Here is a 23,060-nt window from a genome sequence, read left to right on the forward strand (position 1 = left end):
ATACTTCAACTCTTTTGCTTAATAGCGGCCCACAATGAAATATAAAGATCTACGTGATTTTATCGATTTGCTTGAAAAAAAAGGCGAACTTAAACGTATCACCCAAGAAATCGACCCGTATCTTGAAATGACCGAAATATCTGATCGCACATTGCGTGCTAAAGGTCCTGCGTTATTATTCGAAAATCCAAAAGGCTACGATATGCCGGTGCTTACCAACTTATTTGGTACACCAAAACGCGTAGCAATGGGCATGGGCCAAACAGACGTTAGCGAGCTGCGCGAAGTGGGTAAGCTACTCGCTTTTTTAAAAGAACCTGATCCACCAAAGGGTATTAAAGAAGCTTTAGGCGCTATACCTATTTTTAAGCAAGTGCTTAATATGCCTGCAAAAGAAGTTAAAAAAGCACCTTGCCAACAAGTGGTTTTAGAAGGTGATGACGTAGACTTAACTAAATTACCTATTCAGCATTGCTGGCCAGGTGATGCAGCGCCATTAATTACTTGGGGCCTTACAGTTACTAAAGGGCCTTATAAAAAGCGCCAAAATTTAGGTATTTATCGCCAGCAATTATTAGGCAAAAATAAAATAATTATGCGTTGGTTGTCGCATCGTGGTGGCGCGCTTGATTTTCAAGAATGGTGTAAAGAAAACCCAGGGCAGCCTTACCCTGTCTCGGTAGCACTAGGTGCCGATCCAGCTACTATATTAGGTGCAGTAACGCCTGTACCCGACACATTAAGCGAATATGCATTTGCTGGTTTATTACGTGGTAGCAGAACCGAAGTTGTAAAATCTATTTCCAATGACTTGCAAGTCCCTGCCAGTGCAGAAATAGTACTTGAAGGTTACATTATGCCAGGTGAAATCGCACCTGAAGGCCCTTATGGTGACCACACCGGTTACTATAATGAAGTAGATGACTTTCCAGTTATGACTGTGACTCACTTAACGCATCGTAAAGATCCTATTTATCACAGCACATTTACTGGCCGACCGCCTGATGAGCCTGCGATTTTAGGTGTAGCACTTAATGAAGTGTTTGTGCCTATATTACAAAAGCAGTTTCCTGAAATAGTCGACTTTTACCTTCCGCCTGAAGGGTGCTCATACCGTATGGCGATTGTAACAATGAAAAAACAATATCCTGGTCATGCTAAGCGCGTGATGATGGGAGTTTGGTCGTTCTTACGTCAGTTTATGTATACCAAGTTTGTAATTGTGTGCGATGACGATATTAATGCCCGTGATTGGGAAGATGTTATTTGGGCTATAACAACCCGAATGGATCCTGCTCGCGATACAACATTAATAGAAAACACACCTATTGATTATCTCGATTTTGCATCGCCAGTCTCTGGCCTTGGTTCAAAAATGGGAATGGATGCCACCAATAAATGGCCTGGCGAAACCACCCGCGAATGGGGCGAGCCTATTGTTATGGATAAAGACACCAAAGACCGCGTAGATGATATTTGGGAAAGCCTAAATATTCTTTAAGTGTTTATATGTAAGTACATAACAGGCTATAAAATAACCCTGCAGATATGCTAGAATCGAGTCATTCGATTGCGTATCTGCTGTTTAAAGCGCTGCTAAAAGGTAAAAAATGCAAACATTAAAAGCTGAAGTTGTAGCTATCAGCCCACTTACAGAATTTGTTCACAAAGTAATTTTAAAGCCACAACAACCTGTGACCTTTGAAGCTGGCCAATACATGCAACTCGTATTGGGCGAAAAAGACAAACGTGCTTTTTCTATAGCTAGTCGCCCTTCACAGTGCGATGCAATAGAACTGCATATTGGCGCGTCAGGTGCCGATTCGTATGCAATGCAATCGCTGGAACATTTACGAAACGCCCATACCACTGGGCAGTTAGTAGACATTGAAGCTGGCTTGGGTATTTCACAGTTGCGCCTGCAATGTGAGCGTCCTATTATTTTACTTGCCGGTGGCACTGGTTTTTCATACGCAAAATCAATGGCTGATCACTTAGCTGAAATTAAGTGCGACCGTCCTGTATTATTTTACTGGGGTGTAAAAGAAGAATCTGCTTTATACGCACATACAGAAATGCAAACATGGGCCGATAGCCACAAAAACTTTGAGTTTATCCCTGTGGTAGAAAACCCATCTGCTAATTGGCAAGGTCACACTGGCTATGTACATAAAGCGGTAATGCAAGATATTGTATCACTTGAACCATACGATATTTACATGGCCGGTCGTTTTGACATGATAGGTATTGTCCGTGATGACTTTATTACTCATGGTGCAATTCGTGAAAACATGTACGCCGATGCATTCGCATTTATCAAATAATTGAAATTAACTTTCAGTTATGAATAAAGGCACCTAATCGGTGCTTTTATTTTATATAACAACAAATACTTAATAGTTAAAACCTATCAATCTCATCAACATAAACAATTTCCTAAATCCCTATCTATAAACCATACTTTGTATAGAACATCAGCGGGAGAGACCCAAATGCTAAATACAAAAGTAAAAGATTTTATGCAACGCAAGTTGCCAAATATCACACCAGATACAGAAATGACGACAGCCATAGCAGAACTACAAAAATTTAAACTACTTGGCGCACCAGTATTTGATAAAGATAAATGCCTAGTCGGATTTATATCTGAGCAAGAACTATTAAAACCACTTACGCAAAGCAGTTATTTTTGTGATGGGATGGTTAAAGTATCGCAACTTATGCAAACAAAGGTAGTGACCGTTAGCGGCGATACCAACATTATTGAGCTTGCACAGCAGATGCAGCCTGGTAAACCAAAAAACTACCCTGTTGTAGAGGGTGCTAAAGTAATAGGCATGATCAGCCGAGCAGATGTACTTAAAGCACTTTACGATAATTACATAAGCTGCCAAACACACTAAATTGCAGATAACAAAATGCCGCTTATAAAGCGGCATTTTTAATGTGTATTAAATAGAGTTAACGTGCGCTAACGATTGCTGAAAGCTCTTTTTTATCGCCATCGCTTAAAAATGCTATTTCTAATGCATTTTTTTGGGCTTTTTCCATATCAGCTTGAGATAAGCCCGCTTTAGGTGCTGCAACGGTATATTCGTACTCAATTTCAATGCCTTCAACCGCAGGGTCATCAGTATTAATACACGCTAAAATACCGTGATCTAAAAACTGTTTAAGTGGGTGCTTAGCTAAATCGTTTACTGTACTGGTTTGAATATTACTTGTTAAGCACGACTCAATACCAATACGGTTATCGCGTAAGTAATCCATTAGTTTTGGATCTTCAATAGCTTTAACGCCATGCCCTATTCGGCTTGCACCTAGCTCATTAATTGCTTGCCAAATACTTGGAGCACCGAGTGCCTCTCCAGCATGAATAGTCGAAGCTAAATAAGCATTTCGTACTTGTTTAAAGTGCTCTACAAACAACTCACCAGGAAAGCCAATTTCGTCACCGGCTAAATCAACAGCGACTAAATCATTTTTAAATGCGAGTAATGCATCAAGCTCTTTTTGACATGTTTTTACGCCATAAGTGCGCGATAAAATACCAATCAAGTTAGCTTTTATATTTGCACCCTTTGTTGCTGATTTAATACCATCAACAACCGCCTCTACAACCCCTTCTGGGTGTAAACCTTGGCTTTGTGCCATGTAGTAAGGGCTAAATCGAAGCTCTACATAATCAAGGCCTTGTGCTTGTGCATCTTCAATGTTTTCAATCGCTATGCGTCTACACGCATCGTAGTCGCCAAGTACAGTGACACCCCAATCTAACTTTTGTAAAAAAGCCATAAGGTTTGGCTCAGGGTCAATAACTTGAACATGAGGAATTAATGCCTCAACGTTATCTGCAGGTAACTCTATATTAAACTGACGACCAAGTTCTAATATGGTTTGCGCACGTACATTACCATCTAAATGACGGTGAATATCTAGCAAAGGTAATTTTCTATTGATCATAATAGCAACCCAGTTTAGTTAAATTTGCGCGCATGATACGCAGATATAGTTATTTTTCAAGTCTATATGGTTTGCGTTAAGTTTAAGCGGTCATATGTCTGCTTTTTGTGCAAAAAATAACGTTACTTATTTATTTATTTGATAAATAATGCCAAAGAGTTTTAAAAAGCGTATTTGCATCAATAGGTTTGGTAATATAACTATTCATTCCAGAGGCTAATGCCTTTTTAACGTCATCGTCATGAGCGTTCGCCGATAGCCCTATTATGGGTAAATCAATTAACCCTAAATCACAACGAATTACTTTTGTTGCTTGGAGTCCATCCATTTTTGGCATCTGAATATCCATAAGAACAATGTCGTAGCTATTTTCGGTTAGCTTTTCTATGGCTTCAAAACCATCATTAGCAATATCGGCAATACACTCTTTTGTTTTTAAAATGGCACTGGCAACATGCTGGTTAAGTGGGTTATCTTCTACTAGAAGCAACTTATAGTTTGCGAATGATAAGGTACTTACATCTATTTCGTCGTATTGCTGCTGAATTTGCTCTGCCTTTGGTAAAGGCGATATAAGCGGCAAACTAAATGTAAATGTAGAACCTTTGCCTTCATAACTGACTAAATCAATTGCACCACCCATTAACTCAACCAGCTTTCTGCAAATACTTAACCCTAAGCCTGTACCACCATATTGACGTGAGGTTGAGCTATCGGCTTGCGCAAACGGTTTAAACAATTGTTTTTGTGCTTCACTACTAATACCAATACCCGTATCGTTAATACTAAAGTAAGTCATTTTTTTCGACTGCCAAATTTTCAGAGTGATCTCACCTTCCCCTGTAAATTTAACCGCATTATTGAGCAGATTCAGCAGCACTTGTTTTAAGCGGATTGGATCGGTATTAATGACCAAAGTTGATGTTTTATCAAAATCGAGACTTAACTTTATTGATTTAATGTCAGCTTCAAACTGAAGTAAATTAAGCATTTCATCCGCTAAACTCGCTACATTAATAGGCTCTTGCATTAAGTCTAGCTTGCCTGCTTCCATTTTTGAAAAGTCGAGCACATCGTTTAATACCCGCAGTAAAACACCCAGTGCTCCATCTGCTTGTTCAATGTAACTCCTTGCTTGTTGCCAATCATTCTGTTGCAGCGCTAAATAATGCAGCCCTTTTATACCGTTAATAGGGGTGCGGACTTCGTGACTCATGTTTGCTAAAAACTGCCCTTTAATATGACTCGCTTCATCTGCTTTTTGTTTTTCTTTGCGTAATGTATGCGTTTGCTTAGCCACTTGTTCGCGAATTTGTATGTTTGTACCTGTAACTGAAATCAAAAATGTAATCAGTAACCACACAAACAACATACCTACTATTTGTGCAAGCCAATACATTAACCAAGACGTTCTAACTATTGGTTCATATAACTCGACCTGCCACATGCGTTTGCCAATCAACAATTGATATTCTTTAAACAGCGTTTGCGAGTTATCGGTATCGGCAATATAAATTGCCTGCTTTTTCCCTGGTATCGTTGTATCAAAAAAACTGACTGAAATTGAGTTGTTGTGATCAAATAATAGTGTTTGCGATAAGCGTTTCAGACTGACAATCGCTGCCACAAAACCTTGAAAATCATCTTCGGTAGACGACTCTCCAAAAACAGGATATAAAAAGAGTACACCGTCTTCAGCTGTATTTTGGACCAAGTTAATTGGCTCACTTAGTGCAAGTTCATTAAGCTCTTTCGCTTTGCTAAGCGCTGCACCTCTTACTTTACTAGAAGCTAAATCAAACCCTAAAACACCTTCATTATCTTTTAAGGGATATACATATTTTACAGGAAAGTAATTACTACGAGTACCTGCAGGTTGCCAACCTCCATCAAGTGACTTTTCTTTTATATATAAAGGTTTGCCTGTGGCTGTATTTTCATGTGCCTCAAAATCTGCGAGTTTATTTGCTGCTACATAAGGTATCCATTCAAATGCTAAAATTTCTTGGCTATAGTCCAACTGCTTTGAAGTAAATTGTTTAAACTCTTTAAAGTTCACGTCATTACTACTAGCAAAAAATGTAGCTAACAATCCTAAGTGAGCAGTAATACCATCGAGCTTCTGGCTTATAGCATTTTGCACAGTAAGTATTTTGGCTTCTTGCTTTTGAATGTCTTTTTCTTTTTTAACACTGGCAGCGCCATAAAAACTAACGCTGATTAGTATATAAATTAATAGTGAAGGTAAAATTACCAACATACGGTGGCGTACTTGCGTGTAATTAAAGGCTGCGAGCATGAGTGGAGTAAATATAAGTACACCAATACTGTCGCCAATCCACCATGCTATAAAGTTATCAAAAATAGCATTGGTCGGAATCACATTATTCAATGCTAATAAGCTAGTTCCCACACCTGCAGCAATAACACAGCATATTGGTCCTGCTACTATTAAGCTTTGAACACTGTGTTTTAAAGAAGATAAATCTAGCGGAGCCTTTATAACATTTACTATAATTTGACGACCAATCCAAGCCTGTAAAACAGAGGCTAAAGTGACGCAAATAGCTTGTAAAAGCACATTAAAATGAAGAATATCTACGGTGTTATCAAGGTGAATTAAGTTAGTACAGAAAGCACCAAGAATAAGGCCAATAAATGACTTACGTCCCCAAATTAAAAAGCTCGCTAAAGCAATTCCTGAGGGCGGCCAAGAGGCGACCGCATAGCCATCTACAGAAAGAAGTGAATTGCTAAAATACCCAGTAAAGAAGTAAGCACAAGCCAAGCTAAGGGTTAATATTAAAAACTTTCTCAATGCTTGTGCTCCTGAACTACAAAAAATGCTAAGTAGTTATAGTGTAGTCATTTATTGATATAAAACGAGCGCCTTTTCTGCTTGTGCACTATTTTTATAACTCAAAACAGCTTGTTCAGAGAACTGTTTTTTATTGTCACTATTCAGTGCTTTATCAAAAATTCTAGCTGCTAAGTCATAATCACCTTTAGCATTAGCAAGGCAAGCCAGCGCAAGTAATAGTGAATTATTTGAATCATCCTTTTTAAGGCGTTCTTGTATGTTTATTTGCAACTTAGGCGCATCGGCTGCTGTTGATTTACTTAATATATTGGCAAGCTCTAAGTGTTGCTCATTGTGCTTAACCATTTTAATTAAGTCACTTTCAATAACAGCCAATTGACCTGCTTGCGCCATTTGCATTAAATATGCGGTGTGGGCATGAGCTTGCAGCTTTTTAGGTAGCTGTTTATATTTTTCGCTCAGTTTGTCTGCATCTAACGCATTAAAGTAGGTACTAAATAACTGCGTCCACTGTGCATCAGTAAGTGCTTTTTTGCGCAGTAAACGCGGCAAAAAGTCTTCCAGCGCACTAAAGTGTTGTTGCTGTACTAATACTTCTGCATAAAGTTTTAACTCAAGTGCGGTGACTTTTTTAGCTTCTGCACTAATACGCATTTGTGACTCAATCGCGCTACTGTCGCCACTTGCCAACCATAGCTTTGCTACTTTTAATTGATGCTCTGGGCTTATTTCAAATAAACGCTCAAGTGCTTTATCTGTTTGATTATTAGCAAGCGCTGCTTTTGCAAGTAATGCTAAGCGAATATCTTCAAACTTATCTGGTACGCTATTACCCGATAAAGCCTGTTCTACGTGCTCGTAATCATCATTAATAGCACTCCACAGAGCCTGCTCAATAGCTACTTGTTTGCGCTCTTGGCTACGTGCAAAAAAGCCATGTTTAGTATTATGATAAATCGATAATAAGTAGCGGATTAGCTTATATGTTAAATATAAAACAACAGCGGTAATGACTGCCATTATACAAAACGATACTATCGTGCCTTCTATCGTCGTATTGTTAAATGAAATAAGTACATAACCTTTCTCATCTAGCACAAATGGAGTAACCGCTAGTACAACAACAATAGCTACAATTAAAATAATTAGCCCTATCATTGCGCCCACTCCTTAACCTTTTGTGTACTATTTAAGGTTATTTTTGGATTAAAATTAAGCTGCTCTTTTTCGAGTTTAGACAACGCTTTAAGTACCGTTTTGGTTGCATCATCGTCTTGCTTAAAGTACTCACCAACTAAACGTTTTGCTTCACTTAAGGCGCTAAAGAAAATACTCGCCTGCTTACTCATAAGTGCATCTTGTGCCTGAGTTATATTAAGCTTGATTCGTTGATTAATTAAATGGCGCTCTTGATCTGTAAGTAATGGCTCAATGGAAACACCTTCGTGCTGGCGAATAGTAATAAAGCTATCCACAATTTTATTCCAGCTATTACTCAGGTTTTGCTGCCAATCACTCACGTCATCACTTAAAGCATTTTCATCTATTGCAGCCGCTTCTTCTGGCAAGTTAACCGCATTAAAAACTAAATTATCAACGCTATTAAGTGCACTGTTTAGCTGTAAATAAATAGCCTCTGTTGCAACAGGTTTAAGGCTATCAAGTGTTTGTATGTCTTGCATAATAGCTTGGCGAACTTCAACTGTTCCTGGGTGTTCGCTAAGTAATGCATCTAAGCGCTTTAAAACAGCACTAGTGCCTTGGTAATCTTTTTCAGCCCATAGTTTAAATTCAGCCATACGCTGTAAGCTGGTTACTTCTTGTGGGTTTAAAGACGAGCCTTGTTGCTGCGCTTTTTGCAGGGCTGCTTTTAGCTCTTGCTGATTTTGAGCTGCACTTTCACTTAGGGTTGCGGCTACTTTTTTCTCACTATTAAACAGCGCTTGCTGCAAATTAGATTGCGCCGATTTAAGTGCTTGCAGCTCTTGAACGAGTAACTTATTTTGCTCGCTTAACTCATTAACGGCTAGGTTTCGCGCCTTACCAGCATTTAATTTTTGATAAAACTCGTATCCAACACCAGAGGCCACAATTAACGAAATAAGAAGCGCAAGTGCTGCAACCTTACTTACCTTTTGTTTGTTTTTTTCTGTCGTATTTTTTGTAGCTGCTGGCTCTTGCTTAGCTGATTTAGCTGAGGCCGTGTTAGCTATTGTTGGTGTGGCTTTTTCTGCCGTAACTGGCTTTGACTGTTCGCTCATGTTGCTACCTTGCTGATTTATGCAGGTAAACATAGCATTATCGCTAGCCCCTGCTGCAATGTGTATATTAGCCGAACTTACCTGTTGCAACTTTAAATAAGCGGCTATCCGCTCGCTTGCAACATAAAATCGGCACTGTTGTAACCATTGTAGTTGGTGTGCAGTAAGGCTTTTAAATATAGCATCAACTGCTGCATTACTTGTTATGACTATACCGTGTACATTCTGGCTTTTCCAGTGGTCTGTCCAGTTGGGGGTGATACTCTCTGTGGGTTCACGTTTGTACACAACACAATTATTTAAAAAAGCACCGCGCTCTTTCAGCGTTTTAGCTAACTCAGGGCGGCCACCTTGACCCTTAACTAACACTATATTACTGCCATCAACCTCGGCGAGTGATTTGAGCGCAAGTAACCCTTCTGAATCATACTGCTTTGGTACTGCTGCGCGCACACCAAATTGCTCATATATAATGTCGGCTGTTTGTTGTCCAACCGCATAAAACTGCGCCTTGGTATTTATATCGGGTTTTAATTGCGAAAGTGCACTGACTGCATCTTGCGATATAAATATTATTTTATCTGCATTTAACAGCGGACTAAGTTCAGTGCTGGAGGGTGTTAAATGCGTTATTTTTAATACCGGAAATAAAGACGCCTGATAACCCGCTTGCTCAAGTTGCTGTGCAAGGGCTGCGCCTTTTCCTTCGGGCCGAGTTATCAGAATATGTGTCATTTATGCGTCTCTATAAACTTCAGCTAATATTTTGTCTGCGCCTTGAGCTAGTAATTTTTTAGCAAGCTCAATACCTAGTTCTTCTGCGTCATTTACATGACCTGTTACTTCGTCACGTAAAATTTCGCTGCCATCAACAGCACCAACTAAACCACGCAAATGTACTTGCTCGCCATCAACTAATGCATAAGCACCAATAGGAACTTGGCAACCACCTTCTAAATAGCGGTTCATCGAACGCTCTGCATTTACGCGAATACGTGTTTGGGTATGCTCAAGTGGTGCAAGTAATGCTTTTGTTACTTCATCATCAATACGACATTCAATACCTACAGCACCTTGACCATTTGCCGGTAATGACACTTCTGGCTCAATGTAGTCAGCAATACGCTTACTCATTTTTAAACGAATAAGCCCCGCTGCCGCTAAAATAATAGCATCATATTGGCCATCATCTAATTTACCTAAACGCGTATTTACATTACCGCGCAAATCACGAATATCTAAATCAGGGCGAAGTGCTTTAATTTGGCACTGGCGGCGTAAGCTCGAAGTACCCACAATGGCGCCCTGTGGTAGCTCGTTTAAATTTGCAAAATTGTTTGATACAAACGCATCACGCGGATCTTCACGCTCACAAATAGTATACAGCTCTAATCCTTCTGGGAACTCTACTGGCACGTCCTTCATAGAATGCACGGCAATATCAGCTCGGCCATCTAACATGGCTTGCTCTAGCTCTTTAACAAATAAGCCTTTACCGCCAATTTTAGCCAATGGCGTATCTAAAATTATATCCCCTTGCGTCGACATTGGGACTAATTCTACGCGCACATCTGCATGAAAACGCTCAAGCTCTGCTTTTACAAATTCGGCCTGCCAAAGTGCTAAGGCGCTTTTGCGCGTTGCGATGCGTACTAATTTTGTTTTTTCTGTCATAGGGGTATCCAATTAATTACTGCGTTTAGCTAGTTTTAGTCAGCTAAAATTCTAAATTCTTTTTGGGCAATTAAATTGCCTTGCTCATCAACTACATCAACACGCCAATGGCCTGTCTGTGTGTCCATGATATTTTTTGTTGAGTACGTTCTGTAGCGAGGCGAAGTAACATTAAGTGTAATTTCAGCCATAGTTTCACCTTCAAACGACCAAACATGCTTAACTTGCTGGCCTTGAAGGTTTTTAATCTCACTAAAAAACGAAAGCCCTTCATCAAACTGACTTAATCTAATATCAGCAGCAAACACATTAGTAGGTTCACGCTTACTTACTTTGCGAGTAAGTACTGCACGGCTAATTTTACCTGTATCTATTTGCGCCCCCAATGCCACACTTGCCACTTGTGCTGTAGGTGAAAAACCTTCAGTGCCACTCAATGCACCATCATCACTTTCTAAATCTAAAAGTAAGTCGCTTTGACTGGCTGGCTCAGCTACGTTTTGAGCTTCTGCGGTTTCTTCTTGCACATCATTATCAAGGTTTGAGTTTAACTCTGTATTAATACTCTCACTTTGATCAATCACAATATCGTTGTTAGCTAATAAAACTGTATCAGTATTTACAAGATCCGCTTTATCAGGTGCATTAATTGATATGCTTTGCTCAACCTCATTCTGCGCAAATAATAACGGTTCAATGCTCGGTTGCGTTATCTCTGCGGGCTCGTTAGGAGTGTTGTTTACTGATGATTGAGGCTCAACATCCGTTACTTCAACGCTTGTCTGGTTTTGAGCGTTACTACTAAAGCTTAAAAATTGCTCCTGCTCATTTGGATGCTCACCTTGCTCTGCACTGGCTGACGTTGTTAAGCCATACACAACTGCTGCAGAGGTCATTAATACCAACATAGCAATACTCACAATACGACGCCAATTCCACTCGTAGCTTACCGTTGGTACACTCTCTTGTAGTTCGCGTTTAACATTTGCTTTAATAACTATTTTTTGACTCATATTGACCTCAGCGGTTCCAAAATTAGCTTAAACGAGCAATTAACCATTGGCGAATAGCTTGCAATTCTTCTGCGCAAACTTGGTGGGCCATTGGGTATTCTTGCCAGCTTACATCCATGTTATGTGCTGTTAATACTTCAAACGCACTTCTTCCCGCACTATGCGGTACAACGTTATCTTGGCTACCATGAGCCATAAATACGTTTAAATCAGTATGCTTTGCTTCATCAGTAAATTTTTGCGGCACACACATATAAGTAGAAAGCGCCATAACACCCCCAAGCTTTTGCTCAAAGCGCGGTGCTAAATGCAGAGACACAACACCACCTTGAGAAAAACCAGCTAAAATAATTTTATTAGCAGGTATGCCATTAGCAATTTCTTTATTAATTAACTCTTCTACCTTTGCAGCCGAATCCCTTACGCCTTGTTCATCGGCACGCTTATCTAATTCTATAGATTTAATATCGTACCAAGAGCGCATTTCCATACCACCATTTATGGTGACCGGTTGTACTGGCGCATGCGGAAAAACAAACCGTATACCAAGCTCACTTGGTAAATTAAGCTGCGGAGCTACGGGTGCAAAACCATCCCCAGAGTCACCTAAACCATGTAACCAAATAACCGTTGCTTTGTGCTCACTTTGGGCTGCATATTCTACAAATTCTAAACTCATAGTGATGATTGCCACTTAACTTCTTGGCCTGCTTGGCGAGTTGAGGCTTCATTTATAAACGCCCAAAATTCAGCGCCAGAGCGGTTATCAATCCATAACCCATCACGCATTTCAAAATGATGTCCGTTAAACTTAGTCGCAACCCATACTTGATGAAGAGGTGCTTGCTTATTAATCACTATTTTACTTTTATCAGGAAAAATAATTTCTAAAATACCTTGTGCCGATTCGTAATCTAAATCAGCTTCGCAATCATCAACCTGCTCTTCAATAGTGAACATAAGAGCTTCGGCTAATTGGTGATATTCGTGTTCAGTCATTGTTATTTCCTTTGCAGGCGAGCCGCCTAATATTGGGTACGTTTTAGCTTTGAATTAGCTTTAAAAATGTGCAGCTAGGGCCTGTTAACCTTTCAGGATTGAAATTTGTTCTATCTAGGGACGATTTAATCGCGGCGCGAGGTTTGTAACCTAGTGGACTAAGTTAAAACCGAGCAACAAAGAGTAAATCGTTCCTAGGACGAACCCAACGGGCAGCGCAAATTCAACCTCGAGAGATAAACAAGTCCTAGTGTAACAGGAATAAAATCATCCGCGAATAGCTGCATTTTTTAGATATTCTGTTACTCTGCGATTATAAAGCCAGCAACCGTATTAATCTAATGAAAGCGACACATACCTTACAATTAAAAAAACTATTAATAAGCACTGTACTGTTAAGCGCCTTAGCTGGCTGCGGACAAAGCGGTCCGTTATATTTACCAGAGCAACAAACAGAGCAAAACCAACCTCAAAATACAGCTAAACCAGCCACTACCGCTGAGCAAGCCAAAACATCGCAAAGTCAGGAGCAATAAATGGATTATTTTAACTACAAAAACAACCAATTATTTGCCGAAGACGTAAGTGTGGCAAGCATAGCGCAGCAATACGGTACGCCTTGTTATGTGTACTCGCGCGCCACATTTGAACGCCATTACTTAGCGTTTGCTAACGCCACTAAAAATCATAAAAGCTTGGTATGTTACGCCGTTAAAGCAAACTCAAATATAGCCGTGCTTAATATATTAGCGCGCCTAGGATCGGGTTTCGATATTGTATCCAAAGGCGAACTTGCACGTGTAATTAAAGCGGGAGGCGATGCTTCTAAAGTGGTTTTTTCGGGCGTGGCTAAAACAGCAGACGAAATAGCGTACGCATTAAAATTGGGGATTAAATGCTTTAACGTTGAATCAGCCTCTGAGCTTGAGCGTATTTCTGAAGTGGCTTGCGAGCTTAACTTAGAAGCACCTATTTCTATTCGCGTAAACCCCGACATAGATGCAAAAACACATCCGTATATTTCTACCGGCTTAAAAGAGAATAAATTTGGTATTGATATACAAACTGCTGTAAGTGTTTATCAACAAGCAGCGGCTTTACCTGGTTTAAAAATTATTGGTGTTGATTGCCATATTGGCTCTCAATTAACTGAAGTCAGACCTTTTTTAGAAGCCCTTGATAAATTAATGGCGCTTATTGATGAGCTAAAAACCAACGGTATTGAGCTAACTCACTTAGATATTGGTGGCGGTTTAGGCGTGCCATATAACAACGAGCAACCACCGCACCCAAGTGAATATGCAGCGCAAGTTACCGAACGCTTAGCTAACTACAAACACCTTGAACTTATTTTTGAACCAGGGCGCGCTATTGCAGCTAATGCAGGTATTTTAGTTACTCAAGTTGAATTTATTAAACAAAACCAAGACAAATTTTTTGCCATTGTAGATGCCGGTATGAACGACATGCTTCGCCCTGCGCTTTATCAAGCGTGGCAAAAAATCATTCCGGTATCAGTTCGCGACGACGAAACACCTACTCACAACTTTGATATTGTGGGTCCGGTGTGCGAAACCGGCGACTTTTTAGGAAAAGATCGTGAACTAGCGCTTAAACAAGGCGACTTACTCGCACAACGAAGTGCTGGTGCATATGGCTTTACCATGAGTTCAAACTACAACTCGCGCCCGCGTGTTGCAGAAATAATGGTAGATGGTCAGCAGCATCATCTTATTCGTGAACGCGAAACTATTGAAAGCCTTTATCAAGGTGAGAAAGTTTTACCATAAACGTTTTTGTCTACTAGCTGCTCTGTGGCATGATTAGCACAGAGCAAAACCGAATTAGAGCGCTATGTTAGTTAATTTTTCCAAAATGCACGGCTTAGGCAACGACTTTGTTGTGATTGATAACATTACACAAAATGTTTTTTTGTCGCGAGATCAAATCAAAAAACTGGCAGATCGCCATTTTGGCATTGGCTTTGACCAATTGCTAATGGTTGAAGCGCCATATTCTCCTGATCTCGACTTTCATTATCGAATATTTAATGCCGATGGTACCGAAGTAGAACAATGCGGTAACGGCGCACGCTGTTTTGCCCGCTTTGTACGTATGAAGGGCCTTACTAACAAGCATAAAATTACTGTGTCGACCAAGTCGGGCAACTTAACGCTCTACATAGAAAAAGACGGTCAAGTAACGGTTAACATGGGTCATCCAAATTTTGAGCCAAGTAAAATCCCTTTAAAAGCGAGCAAGCGTGAGCTTACTTATATTATTAGAACCGAAGAACACACTGTATTTAGTGGCGCGGTATCTATGGGTAACCCGCATTGCGTGCTAGAAGTTGACGACGTAACCACCGCGCAAGTTGATATATTGGGTCCATTACTTGAAAACCACGAACGTTTTCCACAAAAAGCGAACATTGGCTTTATGCAAGTTGTATCGCAAGAACACATTAAATTAAGAGTGTGGGAGCGCGGCGTTAACGAAACCCTAGCCTGTGGCACAGGTGCGTGTGCAGCAATGGTGATTGGTCATCTACAAAATAAGTTATCAACAACCGTTCAAGTAGATTTACCAGGCGGTAGCTTACAAGTACGTTGGAGTGGCGAAGGTCACCCAGTACGCATGACTGGCCCCGCAGAGCATGTGTTCGACGGGCAAGTAGCGCTATGAGCGAGCTAAGTAGTAAAGAACAGGTTATTGATTACTTACATCAACATCCTGATTTTTTGGTTCAGCACCCGGAGCTACTCACACAACTTGAGCTGCAACAGCAAGCTCAAGGTGCAACGTCGCTGGTACATATTCAGCAACGCCAATTACGCGAGCACAACACGCTTTTAAAAAACCAAATAGACGCTATGAGCAAGCATGCAACGCAAAACGAGCTTGTATATCGTTTGTTTAGCCAGTGTCATCGCCAACTTTGGAATCATGACGATTTTGACACTCTTGCAAATAATCTACGCAATATAATTTGCTCAAGTGAAGATGTTAACGACTGCAAATTAGTAAAATATAATCACAAATACGACGAACTTATTGCGCATCGCCTTACCCATTCTGGGCATTATTTAGGGCGTATTAATCAGCAAGAGCGCGAATTATTATTTAGTGAAGATACACAATCTGTCGCTATTTATTTAATTGGCGACACTAAACACCCTATCGCTATTTTGGCGTTTGGTAGCAGTAACGTAAACCATTTTGAGCCCGCGCAAGATAACCTGTTTGTGCTCGACTTTATAAACGCATTACACCTGCGGTTGCAAAAACTAGCATGAGTGACGATGCGCCTAATACTACCCAGTTAAGCGATAATTGGCGTACACCCATAACGCTATTTAGCGATTATTTAAAGTTTGAAAAACAATATTCAGCGCACACAGTTAATCAATACGTAAGCCAACTTGGCTTTGCAGCCCTTTATTTTAGCAAACTATGTGATGACTGGTTTGGCGTACAAGGCGAGCATATTCGCCGCTACAGCATGGCACTGCGATCAAAACAATTAAGTGGCCGTACAATTAGCTTAAAGCTCAGTTGTATTCGCAGCTTATATAAGTTTTTAAAAGCAAAAAATATTGCCGAGCAATCGCATTACCATAATCCGGCGGTGGGTATAAAAGGTCCTAAGTTTGCAAAGCCCCTACCTAAAAATCTCGACGTAGATCAAATGGCGCGCTTACTCGAAATACCCGACGACGAGCCTCTCGCAATTAGAGATAAGGCAATGATGGAGCTTATGTATTCATCAGGGCTGCGTATAAGCGAATTAGTTGGCGCTAACATGCAAGATATTAGCGCTGCTAATGGCGAAATTTTAGTGCGTGGTAAAGGCAATAAAGAGCGATTAATTCCGGTGGGTAAAAAAGCGTTAGACGCATTAAAAAAATGGCTCACAATACGCCCTCAATTTACAAAGCCCGATGAAATAGCAGTATTTTTAAGTAGCCAAAAAAATCGTATTTCGATTCGCCAAGTGCGCCTACGCATGCAAGAGTGGGGAATAAAACAAGGCATTAGCTCGCAGGTTCACCCGCATAAGCTGCGCCACTCGTTTGCGTCACATATTTTAGAATCATCTGGTGATTTACGCGCCGTGCAAGAATTACTAGGGCACAGCAGTTTGTCGGCTACACAAGTGTATACGCATTTAGATTTTCAACATTTAGCCAAGGTGTACGACAACACTCACCCTCGCGCAAAAAAACGAACTGATTAGGAAAATAAATATGATCCGATTTAATCGTGCTATTAAGCCATTTTCTGTCATGAGCTTTGATTTAGACGACACGCTATACAGCAATCACCCTATTATAAAAGCAGCCGTTAAAGCCCAACAAAATTATTTAAACGCGCTACCGGGCTATCAAGAGCAAGGTCCAAAGTACTGGCAACTATGTCGCGAACTTGCCGTAATACAAAACCCAGATCTCGCAGATGATGTAACTAAATGGCGCAAACACACCCTACGTTTAGCGCTTTCTAAACTTGGGTTTACCGCAGATGATGTAGAGCGCCATGCAAATGCCGCCTATAACGCCTTTGCCGATGCGCGCAGCAACATAGTCGTAAGCGATGACGTACTAAACTTACTAGATAACCTAGCCAAACACTTTACGCTTGTTGCGATTACTAACGGTAACGTTGAAATTGAACGCTTTAACTTACACGATAAATTTGAACTCGTACTGCAAGCAGGTATGCACGGTAAAGCAAAACCTCACAGCACCTTATTTGATAAAGCAGCCACACATTTAAACGTTGCTAAAAGTGAAATTTTACACATTGGCGATAGCCTAGATACCGACGTACAAGGCGCAAATAATGCCGGTTGCCAATCGGTATGGTTAAACGATCAAGGCGCCAATTATGCTTATAAAGGGCTGGCTGATATTGAAATAGTCAACATCCATGCTTTAACGCACTTTATTAAATAACCTACTCGTTTAAAAATAAGAGGTCACAATGAGACACTATACCAAGCTAATCACCTTGCTATTAATTGGCTCGCTTAGCCTTAACGCTTATTTATTATGGCCGCAGCCTGCGTTAACTACACCACAAAAAACGCAAAGTGCCCAGCAAAGCATATCGCCTAAACAACAAAATACGTTACTAAATACGGCAAAGCAGCAATTTAAACAACACCAATTTGAAGCCGCACTTAGTAGCTATCAACAACTCAAAAATAGCTACCCAGAAAGTGCAAAAAAACTTTATTCATCGTGGCTGATACAGCTTAAAACATGGCTAAATAGCAATTTATTACTCAGCGAGTCATTTCTCAATGCGCTATTAAATAACAGCCCTTATAACGTAGAATTACTTAACTTACAGGTTGAGTATTTAATAAATAGCGAGCAAACACAAAACGCCATTATTGCTTTATTTGAGCTTAATTCATTACAACCTGCTGATCAGCAAAGTAACGAAAATACACGTTTAAATACGCTCACTCAAAACGAATTACACACATTAACTGAGCAACAAAATTGGCAAGCTATTATTGAGCAAACACAAATTTGGCTTGATTATAAAAGCGATAACGCGCAGTTTTTATATCCGCTTGCGTACGCCCACTATCAGCAAGGCGATTTAATTAGCGCACAAGCAACCCTTGATCGAATGCCAAACCAGCACAATCTGAAAAGCCAAGTGCAAACACTGCAAGCGATGATCAATAAAGCACAATCGCTAGACGACTTTGTTGCTTTAACGCCTTACGGCGCGCATTACTTAATAAACACCGAAATAAATAACAATCTATCGACCGAACTAATGATTGATACAGGCGCAAGCGTAACCTCACTACCTACAAGTATAATTGAGCAAATTTCGCCACAACCTTTATATTTAGGCGATGTAACGGTAAACACAGCTAACGGTCAAATTGTTGTAAAACGTTATCAAATTGAATCGTTTAAAGTGGGCTCGCAAATTATTTATGGTTTTGAAGTGTTGAGCATTGAAAACACACGCGGACAAGGTTTGCTAGGGATGAACTTTTTATCGCGATTTAAATTCAATATAAATCAGCAAACAGATGAGCTAGAGTTGAGCGCTAAATAATTAAAAATCCAAAGGTAACACATGACACTAAATAACTATTTAAAAGCACTTGCTGAAAACCCAAAAAGCATTCAATTTACCGATACAATGGCTGTGATTGAAGCAAATTACGACTTTACTGCATGTGGCTTTAATAACCATGGATTACTTAGCGCTGCGAGTGAGAACAACGGCTCATGTAAAATTTTTGCGTTTGCTAAATTAAACGATTTAAGTAAACAAAATACGTTAGATTGCTTTGGTAAGTTTTACCGACAAGACGTGCTGCAAAACCCAAAAGGCGATGATCACCTAAATATTCGCACTTTTATGTTAGCACCAGAGGCAACACCTTTTTTAGGTATTACCTTTGAAGGCGAGCCACTAAAAGAAAAATAGCCAGCAAAAATTAAAGTGGCTTTTCCATAAAGTAACGCGTACCTGAGCGTGGGTAATTATTAAGTTGATACTTAACACTATAACCGCGCTTTTCGTAAAAAGGTTTTGCTTGAAAATCAAGTGTATCAAGCTGAGCAGTTGTTGCTCCTAGCTCAATAGCAGCTTGCTCAAGTGCCGTTAGCAATTTATCTGCAAGCCCTTTACCTCGTGCACTATCGCTACACCAAAGCCAACTAATCATCAGCCAATTTCCAAACACACACCCACTAATACCGGCAACAAGCTCGCCTTGCTCATCAGTAAATTTATAGCCTAATGGCACTCTTTGCGCATCAAAATGCTGGGCGTTAAATTCAACCATTTGTGCGCGAAGCGCTGAGTTTAACGCATCGATATTATCTACTTTTAATTGATACATTTATCGCCCTTAAAGAGCTGATACTAGCAAACTAGCTCAATCAATACAGGTTATTTTTACCAAATGGGACTTCAAGCATATTACTGGCTGTTTTTTCGGGTTGACCGCACATTTCATCGTAAGCACTTGTATGGCGTAGCATCATTTGTGCATAGGCTATTTTTTCAAAACGCTTTTGAATATGCAGTGGGCTTAGTGCTTTTATAAACTCACCATTTTCCTCTGTCACGTAATATTCAACATTATTTATAATTACAGAGACTTGGTATAATGCCATTTCAAGAGAATGCGCAACCACCTTTTGTAATGGCTCATGTTTTTTTAATTCTGAGAATTTCATACCCATAACAACCACCTTTTTTAAAAGTAACCTCATAGATACGCAGCTTTGCTATAATCGCGATCAAATTTTTATTGGCCGCTGACATCATACGTTATGAGTACAAAAATCCGACTAGCTAAATATATTGCCCATTCAGGTATTTGTTCTCGCAAACAAGCCTCGCGTTTAATTGACGAAGGCGTTGTGACTGTAAATAATCGCCCAGCTAATCACATTGATCACGTTGATGAGCAAGACACTGTAATAGTGAACGAAAAAGAAATTAAAGGTGCTGCCGATTTAGTTTATTTTGCGTACCACAAACCAGTAGGTATTGACTGTAAATTAAATATTGATGACCCAGCCAGCCTTATTCACCATTTGCCCACACTCACCCGTGTTTACCCTATTGGTCGATTAGATAAAGACTCTCGCGGTTTGCTTATTTTGACCAACGATGGGGATTTTTGTAATCAACTAATACATCCTGACTTCCACCAGCCTAAACATTATTTAGTCACCGTAAATAAGCCTTTAGACGATGCTTTTTGTAAAAAAATGGCAGCAGGCGTACCGGTTGATAAACACGTAACCCTGCCTTGCGAAGTTAATAAAATAGCTAGCAATCAATTTAGTATTGTTTTAAAGCAAGGGTTAAACAGGCAAATACGTAAAATGGCGCATTACTGCGGCTACAAAGTAATTGATTTATTTAGAGTGCAATTTAGTGACCTCACCCTTTCAAAACTAAACCTACCTGAAAACCAATATATACAAATTAATAAAAACGATATTTCAAAAATCTAATACCAAGTCACTTAACTACATCTCAAAAAGTTAAAAAATAAACTTGCAATTACAGATTACAGATGTAGTCTTTAATTAAAGATTACAGTTGTAGGCAATAGCATGATTGAGTTATCAAAAGCAGAGTTTGACGTGCTCGACGCACTTTGGATTAACTACCCCGCCACCGCGAGCCAAATAATTGAGCGCTTAAGCGACGATAAACAATGGCACGAAAAAACCATTAAAACCTTACTTGGTCGTTTAGTAAAAAAAGGCGCACTAACATTTGAAAAAGACGGTCGCCAGTATATTTATATGCCGTGTATGGAGCGCGCCGACTACACCTTAAAAGAAAGCCAAAACTTTATTGAGCGCTTTTTTAGTGGGCGTATTGCGCCACTTGTAAGTGGTTTTGCTAAATCGGAGCAGCTTTCTCAGCAAGATATAAACGAGCTTAAAAAAGTTATAGATGACTGGGAAAAAAACCAAAAGTAAGGGATTAACATGGTTATTCAAACTGGTTTTAATTGGTTGATTGAGCAGCAATTACTATTAAGCATTTTGTTTTGTGGATTTATTTTACTCGAGCGATTTGGTTTAAAAGCCCTTGGCTCGCGGTTTGTATATAAATTAGCATGGCTATTACCTGCGGCATTGGTGATTGCTAATTTACCAAATGCGGTTAAACCACTGCAAAATAGTAATATTAGCCATTACTTAATCACCCCTAATCAGCCCTTTACACATGAGATGGGTATTAGCTGGGCGCTCATGTATGTACTCATTACCGCAGGGTTATTAATAGCTAGTTTTATTACGCATACCCGTTTTGTTAAAAGCCTGCAGTTAACTGAGTTAACCCAATTTGAAGGCACTCTTACCGCTGATGTTAAAACTTATACCAGCCAACATGTAGCCACGCCAATGGTGGTCGGTATTTTAAACAGCAAGCTGGTGTTACCGAGTAACTACAATACCCAGTTTGATAAAGCCACATTAGCGCTTATTTTAGAGCACGAAAACGTACACATAAAACGCAAAGACAACCTAACAAACGCACTTATGTTACTACCTACTATTTTACTTTGGTTTAACCCACTAGCTTGGTTTTGTTACGCAAGCATGCGCCGACTACAAGAGCTGACTTGTGATGAACGGGTACTTAGCAATAAAACCACACAACAACATATTTTATATAGCAAAGCCTTAATAAACTGCGCGGCAAATGCGCCCACAGGACTTATGGCTTATTCACACTACGGAGATAAAAAAACCATGTTACAACGACTAACTAATATAAAACACAGTGGGGAGCGTTCAAAGCTTGCTAAAGGTGGCTTATTGCTTGTAGCAGCAAGTATGCTAAGCGGCTTAGCAATTGCAAAACAACCTGAAGTAAATAAAACGCAAGAGGAACATATTTCACCAACAATACGCATTGAACCGGCTTACCCAATACAAGCAGCCCAACAAGGGATCAGCGGCTCTGTTGTATTAAAATACGATATTGCAGCAAACGGTAAAACAAAAAACATTAGTGTTATTCAATCTAAACCTAAAGATGTTTTTGATAAATCAGCGAAAGAGGCGCTAGCAAAATGGAAATATAAAGCATCAGATTCAGGTTTTGAAGATGTACTTGTACAACTAGATTTTGCGATTAATAGTGAAGTGGCACCTACCGATTTAATTGAGCGAATTAAAGTGTCGCATTAACGCCACGAGTTGTTCAAGACTACAAAGCAAGCGCCCTTTTAGGCTGCTTGCTTTGTGGTTTTACGCTATAAACCTACAAACTCACCACAATCATGGCAATGGCTGTACCCAAACCAATAAACCACACTAATGAGCGAATTATATCTAGGTTCATATAGTAAAATACGCAATACAAAATACGCGACACAATATGCGTAACCACTAACATTTCGGTCACTGCACCTACAGAGTTAGTGCCCAGTACAACTGCAATAGCGACAGCAAAAACAGCAAGCGATTCAAAACAGTTTTGATGAGCAGCGAGCGCCCGTGCACCAAAGCCGGTTAATTTTTTTTGTTGCGCCCTTGGGTGTTTATTGTCGTATCGACCTAATTTTGCCATTGCTATAGCAACCGGCACTTTTGCAAAGTAAGGCATTAATACCGCAAGTAATGCACATACAACTAATGTTGTCATAATTTATCCTTTTGATGTTTCGGATAATTTAGCATAAGCGCAATAAAAAAGCCGCCAGATACGTTTTATGACAAACGCTGGCGGCTAACAATAACATCAGGCTTACTATAGCTAAATTTATCCCCAAACCCATGCGACATAATGTCGCAGATGATGAATATT

The 23,060-nt window shown here is 39.9% G+C and carries 25 protein-coding genes; 14 read left to right on the forward strand and 11 right to left on the reverse strand.

The features are described 5' to 3' along the window. Positions 1-34 precede the first annotated feature (34 nt). From ubiD to AAEY62_RS10280, 3 genes are all read left to right on the forward strand, one after another. On the forward strand, positions 35-1,501 hold the full coding sequence (gene ubiD, locus AAEY62_RS10270) for a 4-hydroxy-3-polyprenylbenzoate decarboxylase (RefSeq protein WP_024589659.1): 1,467 nt from the start codon (positions 35-37) through the stop codon (positions 1,499-1,501). A gap of 109 nt (positions 1,502-1,610) precedes the next feature. Further along, positions 1,611-2,324 carry an NAD(P)H-flavin reductase gene (fre, locus tag AAEY62_RS10275; RefSeq protein ID WP_024589658.1) on the forward strand — a complete coding sequence of 238 codons (714 nt, stop codon included), beginning with the start codon at positions 1,611-1,613 and terminating at the stop codon, positions 2,322-2,324. A gap of 168 nt (positions 2,325-2,492) precedes the next feature. Then, the gene (locus AAEY62_RS10280) at positions 2,493-2,903 is read left to right on the forward strand and encodes a CBS domain-containing protein (RefSeq protein ID WP_024589657.1); all 411 of its coding nucleotides are present in this window, start codon (positions 2,493-2,495) and stop codon (positions 2,901-2,903) included. 58 nt (positions 2,904-2,961) lie between these two features. Here the strand turns inward: AAEY62_RS10280 and add are convergent, their stop codons facing one another. From add to cyaY, 8 genes are all read right to left on the reverse strand, one after another. Then, positions 2,962-3,963: an adenosine deaminase gene (add, locus tag AAEY62_RS10285; RefSeq protein ID WP_007580566.1), complete on the reverse strand. Its 1,002-nt coding sequence runs from the start codon at positions 3,961-3,963 to the stop codon at positions 2,962-2,964. 130 nt (positions 3,964-4,093) lie between these two features. Next, positions 4,094-6,781 carry a CHASE domain-containing protein gene (locus AAEY62_RS10290; protein WP_350634909.1) on the reverse strand — a complete coding sequence of 896 codons (2,688 nt, stop codon included), beginning with the start codon at positions 6,779-6,781 and terminating at the stop codon, positions 4,094-4,096. A 51-nt stretch (positions 6,782-6,832) separates the two neighbouring features. After that, the gene (locus AAEY62_RS10295; protein WP_350634910.1) at positions 6,833-7,942 is read right to left on the reverse strand and encodes a heme biosynthesis HemY N-terminal domain-containing protein; all 1,110 of its coding nucleotides are present in this window, start codon (positions 7,940-7,942) and stop codon (positions 6,833-6,835) included. Further along, on the reverse strand, positions 7,939-9,780 hold the full coding sequence (locus tag AAEY62_RS10300) for a uroporphyrinogen-III synthase (RefSeq protein WP_024589654.1): 1,842 nt from the start codon (positions 9,778-9,780) through the stop codon (positions 7,939-7,941). The genes AAEY62_RS10295 and AAEY62_RS10300 overlap by 4 nt, the downstream gene beginning before the upstream one ends. Continuing rightward, positions 9,781-10,719 (reverse strand): hydroxymethylbilane synthase, encoded by a 939-nt coding sequence (hemC, locus tag AAEY62_RS10305; RefSeq protein WP_010554568.1) that lies wholly within the window; start codon positions 10,717-10,719, stop codon positions 9,781-9,783. It lies immediately after the preceding gene. Between the two features lie 35 nt (positions 10,720-10,754). Continuing rightward, positions 10,755-11,732: a DUF2914 domain-containing protein gene (locus tag AAEY62_RS10310; RefSeq protein ID WP_024589653.1), complete on the reverse strand. Its 978-nt coding sequence runs from the start codon at positions 11,730-11,732 to the stop codon at positions 10,755-10,757. Positions 11,733-11,754: 22 nt separating this feature from the next. Beyond that, on the reverse strand, positions 11,755-12,411 hold the full coding sequence (locus tag AAEY62_RS10315) for an alpha/beta hydrolase (protein WP_024589652.1): 657 nt from the start codon (positions 12,409-12,411) through the stop codon (positions 11,755-11,757). Further along, a complete protein-coding gene (cyaY, locus tag AAEY62_RS10320; RefSeq protein ID WP_002960979.1) occupies positions 12,408-12,731 on the reverse strand; it encodes an iron donor protein CyaY in 324 nt (107 codons plus the stop codon). Before cyaY ends, AAEY62_RS10315 begins: the two co-directional genes overlap by 4 nt. A 341-nt stretch (positions 12,732-13,072) precedes the next feature. Between cyaY and lptM the strand changes: the two genes are divergently transcribed. From lptM to AAEY62_RS10360, 8 genes are all read left to right on the forward strand, one after another. Further along, on the forward strand, positions 13,073-13,267 hold the full coding sequence (gene lptM, locus AAEY62_RS10325; RefSeq protein ID WP_024589651.1) for an LPS translocon maturation chaperone LptM: 195 nt from the start codon (positions 13,073-13,075) through the stop codon (positions 13,265-13,267). After that, complete coding sequence (gene lysA / locus AAEY62_RS10330; protein ID WP_024589650.1) at positions 13,268-14,521, forward strand: diaminopimelate decarboxylase; 1,254 nt, start codon at positions 13,268-13,270, stop codon at positions 14,519-14,521. Positions 14,522-14,585: 64 nt separating this feature from the next. After that, complete coding sequence (gene dapF / locus AAEY62_RS10335) at positions 14,586-15,416, forward strand: diaminopimelate epimerase (protein ID WP_033017114.1); 831 nt, start codon at positions 14,586-14,588, stop codon at positions 15,414-15,416. After that, on the forward strand, positions 15,413-16,027 hold the full coding sequence (locus tag AAEY62_RS10340) for a DUF484 family protein (protein ID WP_197236941.1): 615 nt from the start codon (positions 15,413-15,415) through the stop codon (positions 16,025-16,027). The genes dapF and AAEY62_RS10340 overlap by 4 nt, the downstream gene beginning before the upstream one ends. Further along, on the forward strand, positions 16,024-16,968 hold the full coding sequence (locus AAEY62_RS10345) for a tyrosine recombinase XerC (protein ID WP_165729329.1): 945 nt from the start codon (positions 16,024-16,026) through the stop codon (positions 16,966-16,968). Before AAEY62_RS10340 ends, AAEY62_RS10345 begins: the two co-directional genes overlap by 4 nt. 10 nt (positions 16,969-16,978) lie before the next feature. Further along, positions 16,979-17,686, forward strand: a complete 708-nt coding sequence (locus AAEY62_RS10350; RefSeq protein ID WP_121954373.1) for an HAD-IA family hydrolase — start codon at positions 16,979-16,981, stop codon at positions 17,684-17,686. A 28-nt stretch (positions 17,687-17,714) separates the two neighbouring features. Further along, positions 17,715-18,818 (forward strand): retroviral-like aspartic protease family protein, encoded by a 1,104-nt coding sequence (locus AAEY62_RS10355; protein WP_350634911.1) that lies wholly within the window; start codon positions 17,715-17,717, stop codon positions 18,816-18,818. A 21-nt stretch (positions 18,819-18,839) separates the two neighbouring features. After that, a complete protein-coding gene (locus AAEY62_RS10360) occupies positions 18,840-19,196 on the forward strand; it encodes a HopJ type III effector protein (RefSeq protein ID WP_197152270.1) in 357 nt (118 codons plus the stop codon). A 10-nt stretch (positions 19,197-19,206) separates the two neighbouring features. Here the strand turns inward: AAEY62_RS10360 and AAEY62_RS10365 are convergent, their stop codons facing one another. Both AAEY62_RS10365 and AAEY62_RS10370 read right to left on the reverse strand, forming a co-directional pair. Further along, entirely contained in the window at positions 19,207-19,614 is a 408-nt protein-coding gene (locus AAEY62_RS10365) for a GNAT family N-acetyltransferase (RefSeq protein ID WP_101163819.1), read from the reverse strand. Positions 19,615-19,654: 40 nt separating this feature from the next. Then, positions 19,655-19,960, reverse strand: a complete 306-nt coding sequence (locus AAEY62_RS10370; protein ID WP_024607733.1) for a DUF6482 family protein — start codon at positions 19,958-19,960, stop codon at positions 19,655-19,657. A gap of 90 nt (positions 19,961-20,050) precedes the next feature. Between AAEY62_RS10370 and AAEY62_RS10375 the strand changes: the two genes are divergently transcribed. The 3 genes from AAEY62_RS10375 to AAEY62_RS10385 all read left to right on the forward strand — a co-directional run bounded on the left by AAEY62_RS10375 (position 20,051) and on the right by AAEY62_RS10385 (position 22,441). After that, positions 20,051-20,743, forward strand: a complete 693-nt coding sequence (locus AAEY62_RS10375; RefSeq protein ID WP_101217672.1) for a pseudouridine synthase — start codon at positions 20,051-20,053, stop codon at positions 20,741-20,743. A 102-nt stretch (positions 20,744-20,845) separates the two neighbouring features. Next, a complete protein-coding gene (locus AAEY62_RS10380; protein ID WP_101217671.1) occupies positions 20,846-21,220 on the forward strand; it encodes a BlaI/MecI/CopY family transcriptional regulator in 375 nt (124 codons plus the stop codon). Between the two features lie 9 nt (positions 21,221-21,229). Then, positions 21,230-22,441 carry a M56 family metallopeptidase gene (locus tag AAEY62_RS10385; RefSeq protein WP_350634912.1) on the forward strand — a complete coding sequence of 404 codons (1,212 nt, stop codon included), beginning with the start codon at positions 21,230-21,232 and terminating at the stop codon, positions 22,439-22,441. A 73-nt stretch (positions 22,442-22,514) separates the two neighbouring features. Here the strand turns inward: AAEY62_RS10385 and AAEY62_RS10390 are convergent, their stop codons facing one another. Beyond that, a complete protein-coding gene (locus AAEY62_RS10390) occupies positions 22,515-22,898 on the reverse strand; it encodes an MAPEG family protein (protein WP_350634913.1) in 384 nt (127 codons plus the stop codon). Positions 22,899-23,060: the final 162 nt, after the last annotated feature.

This window comes from Pseudoalteromonas sp. GW168-MNA-CIBAN-0100 (assembly GCF_040309225.1).
Lineage (GTDB): Bacteria > Pseudomonadota > Gammaproteobacteria > Enterobacterales > Alteromonadaceae > Pseudoalteromonas > Pseudoalteromonas arctica.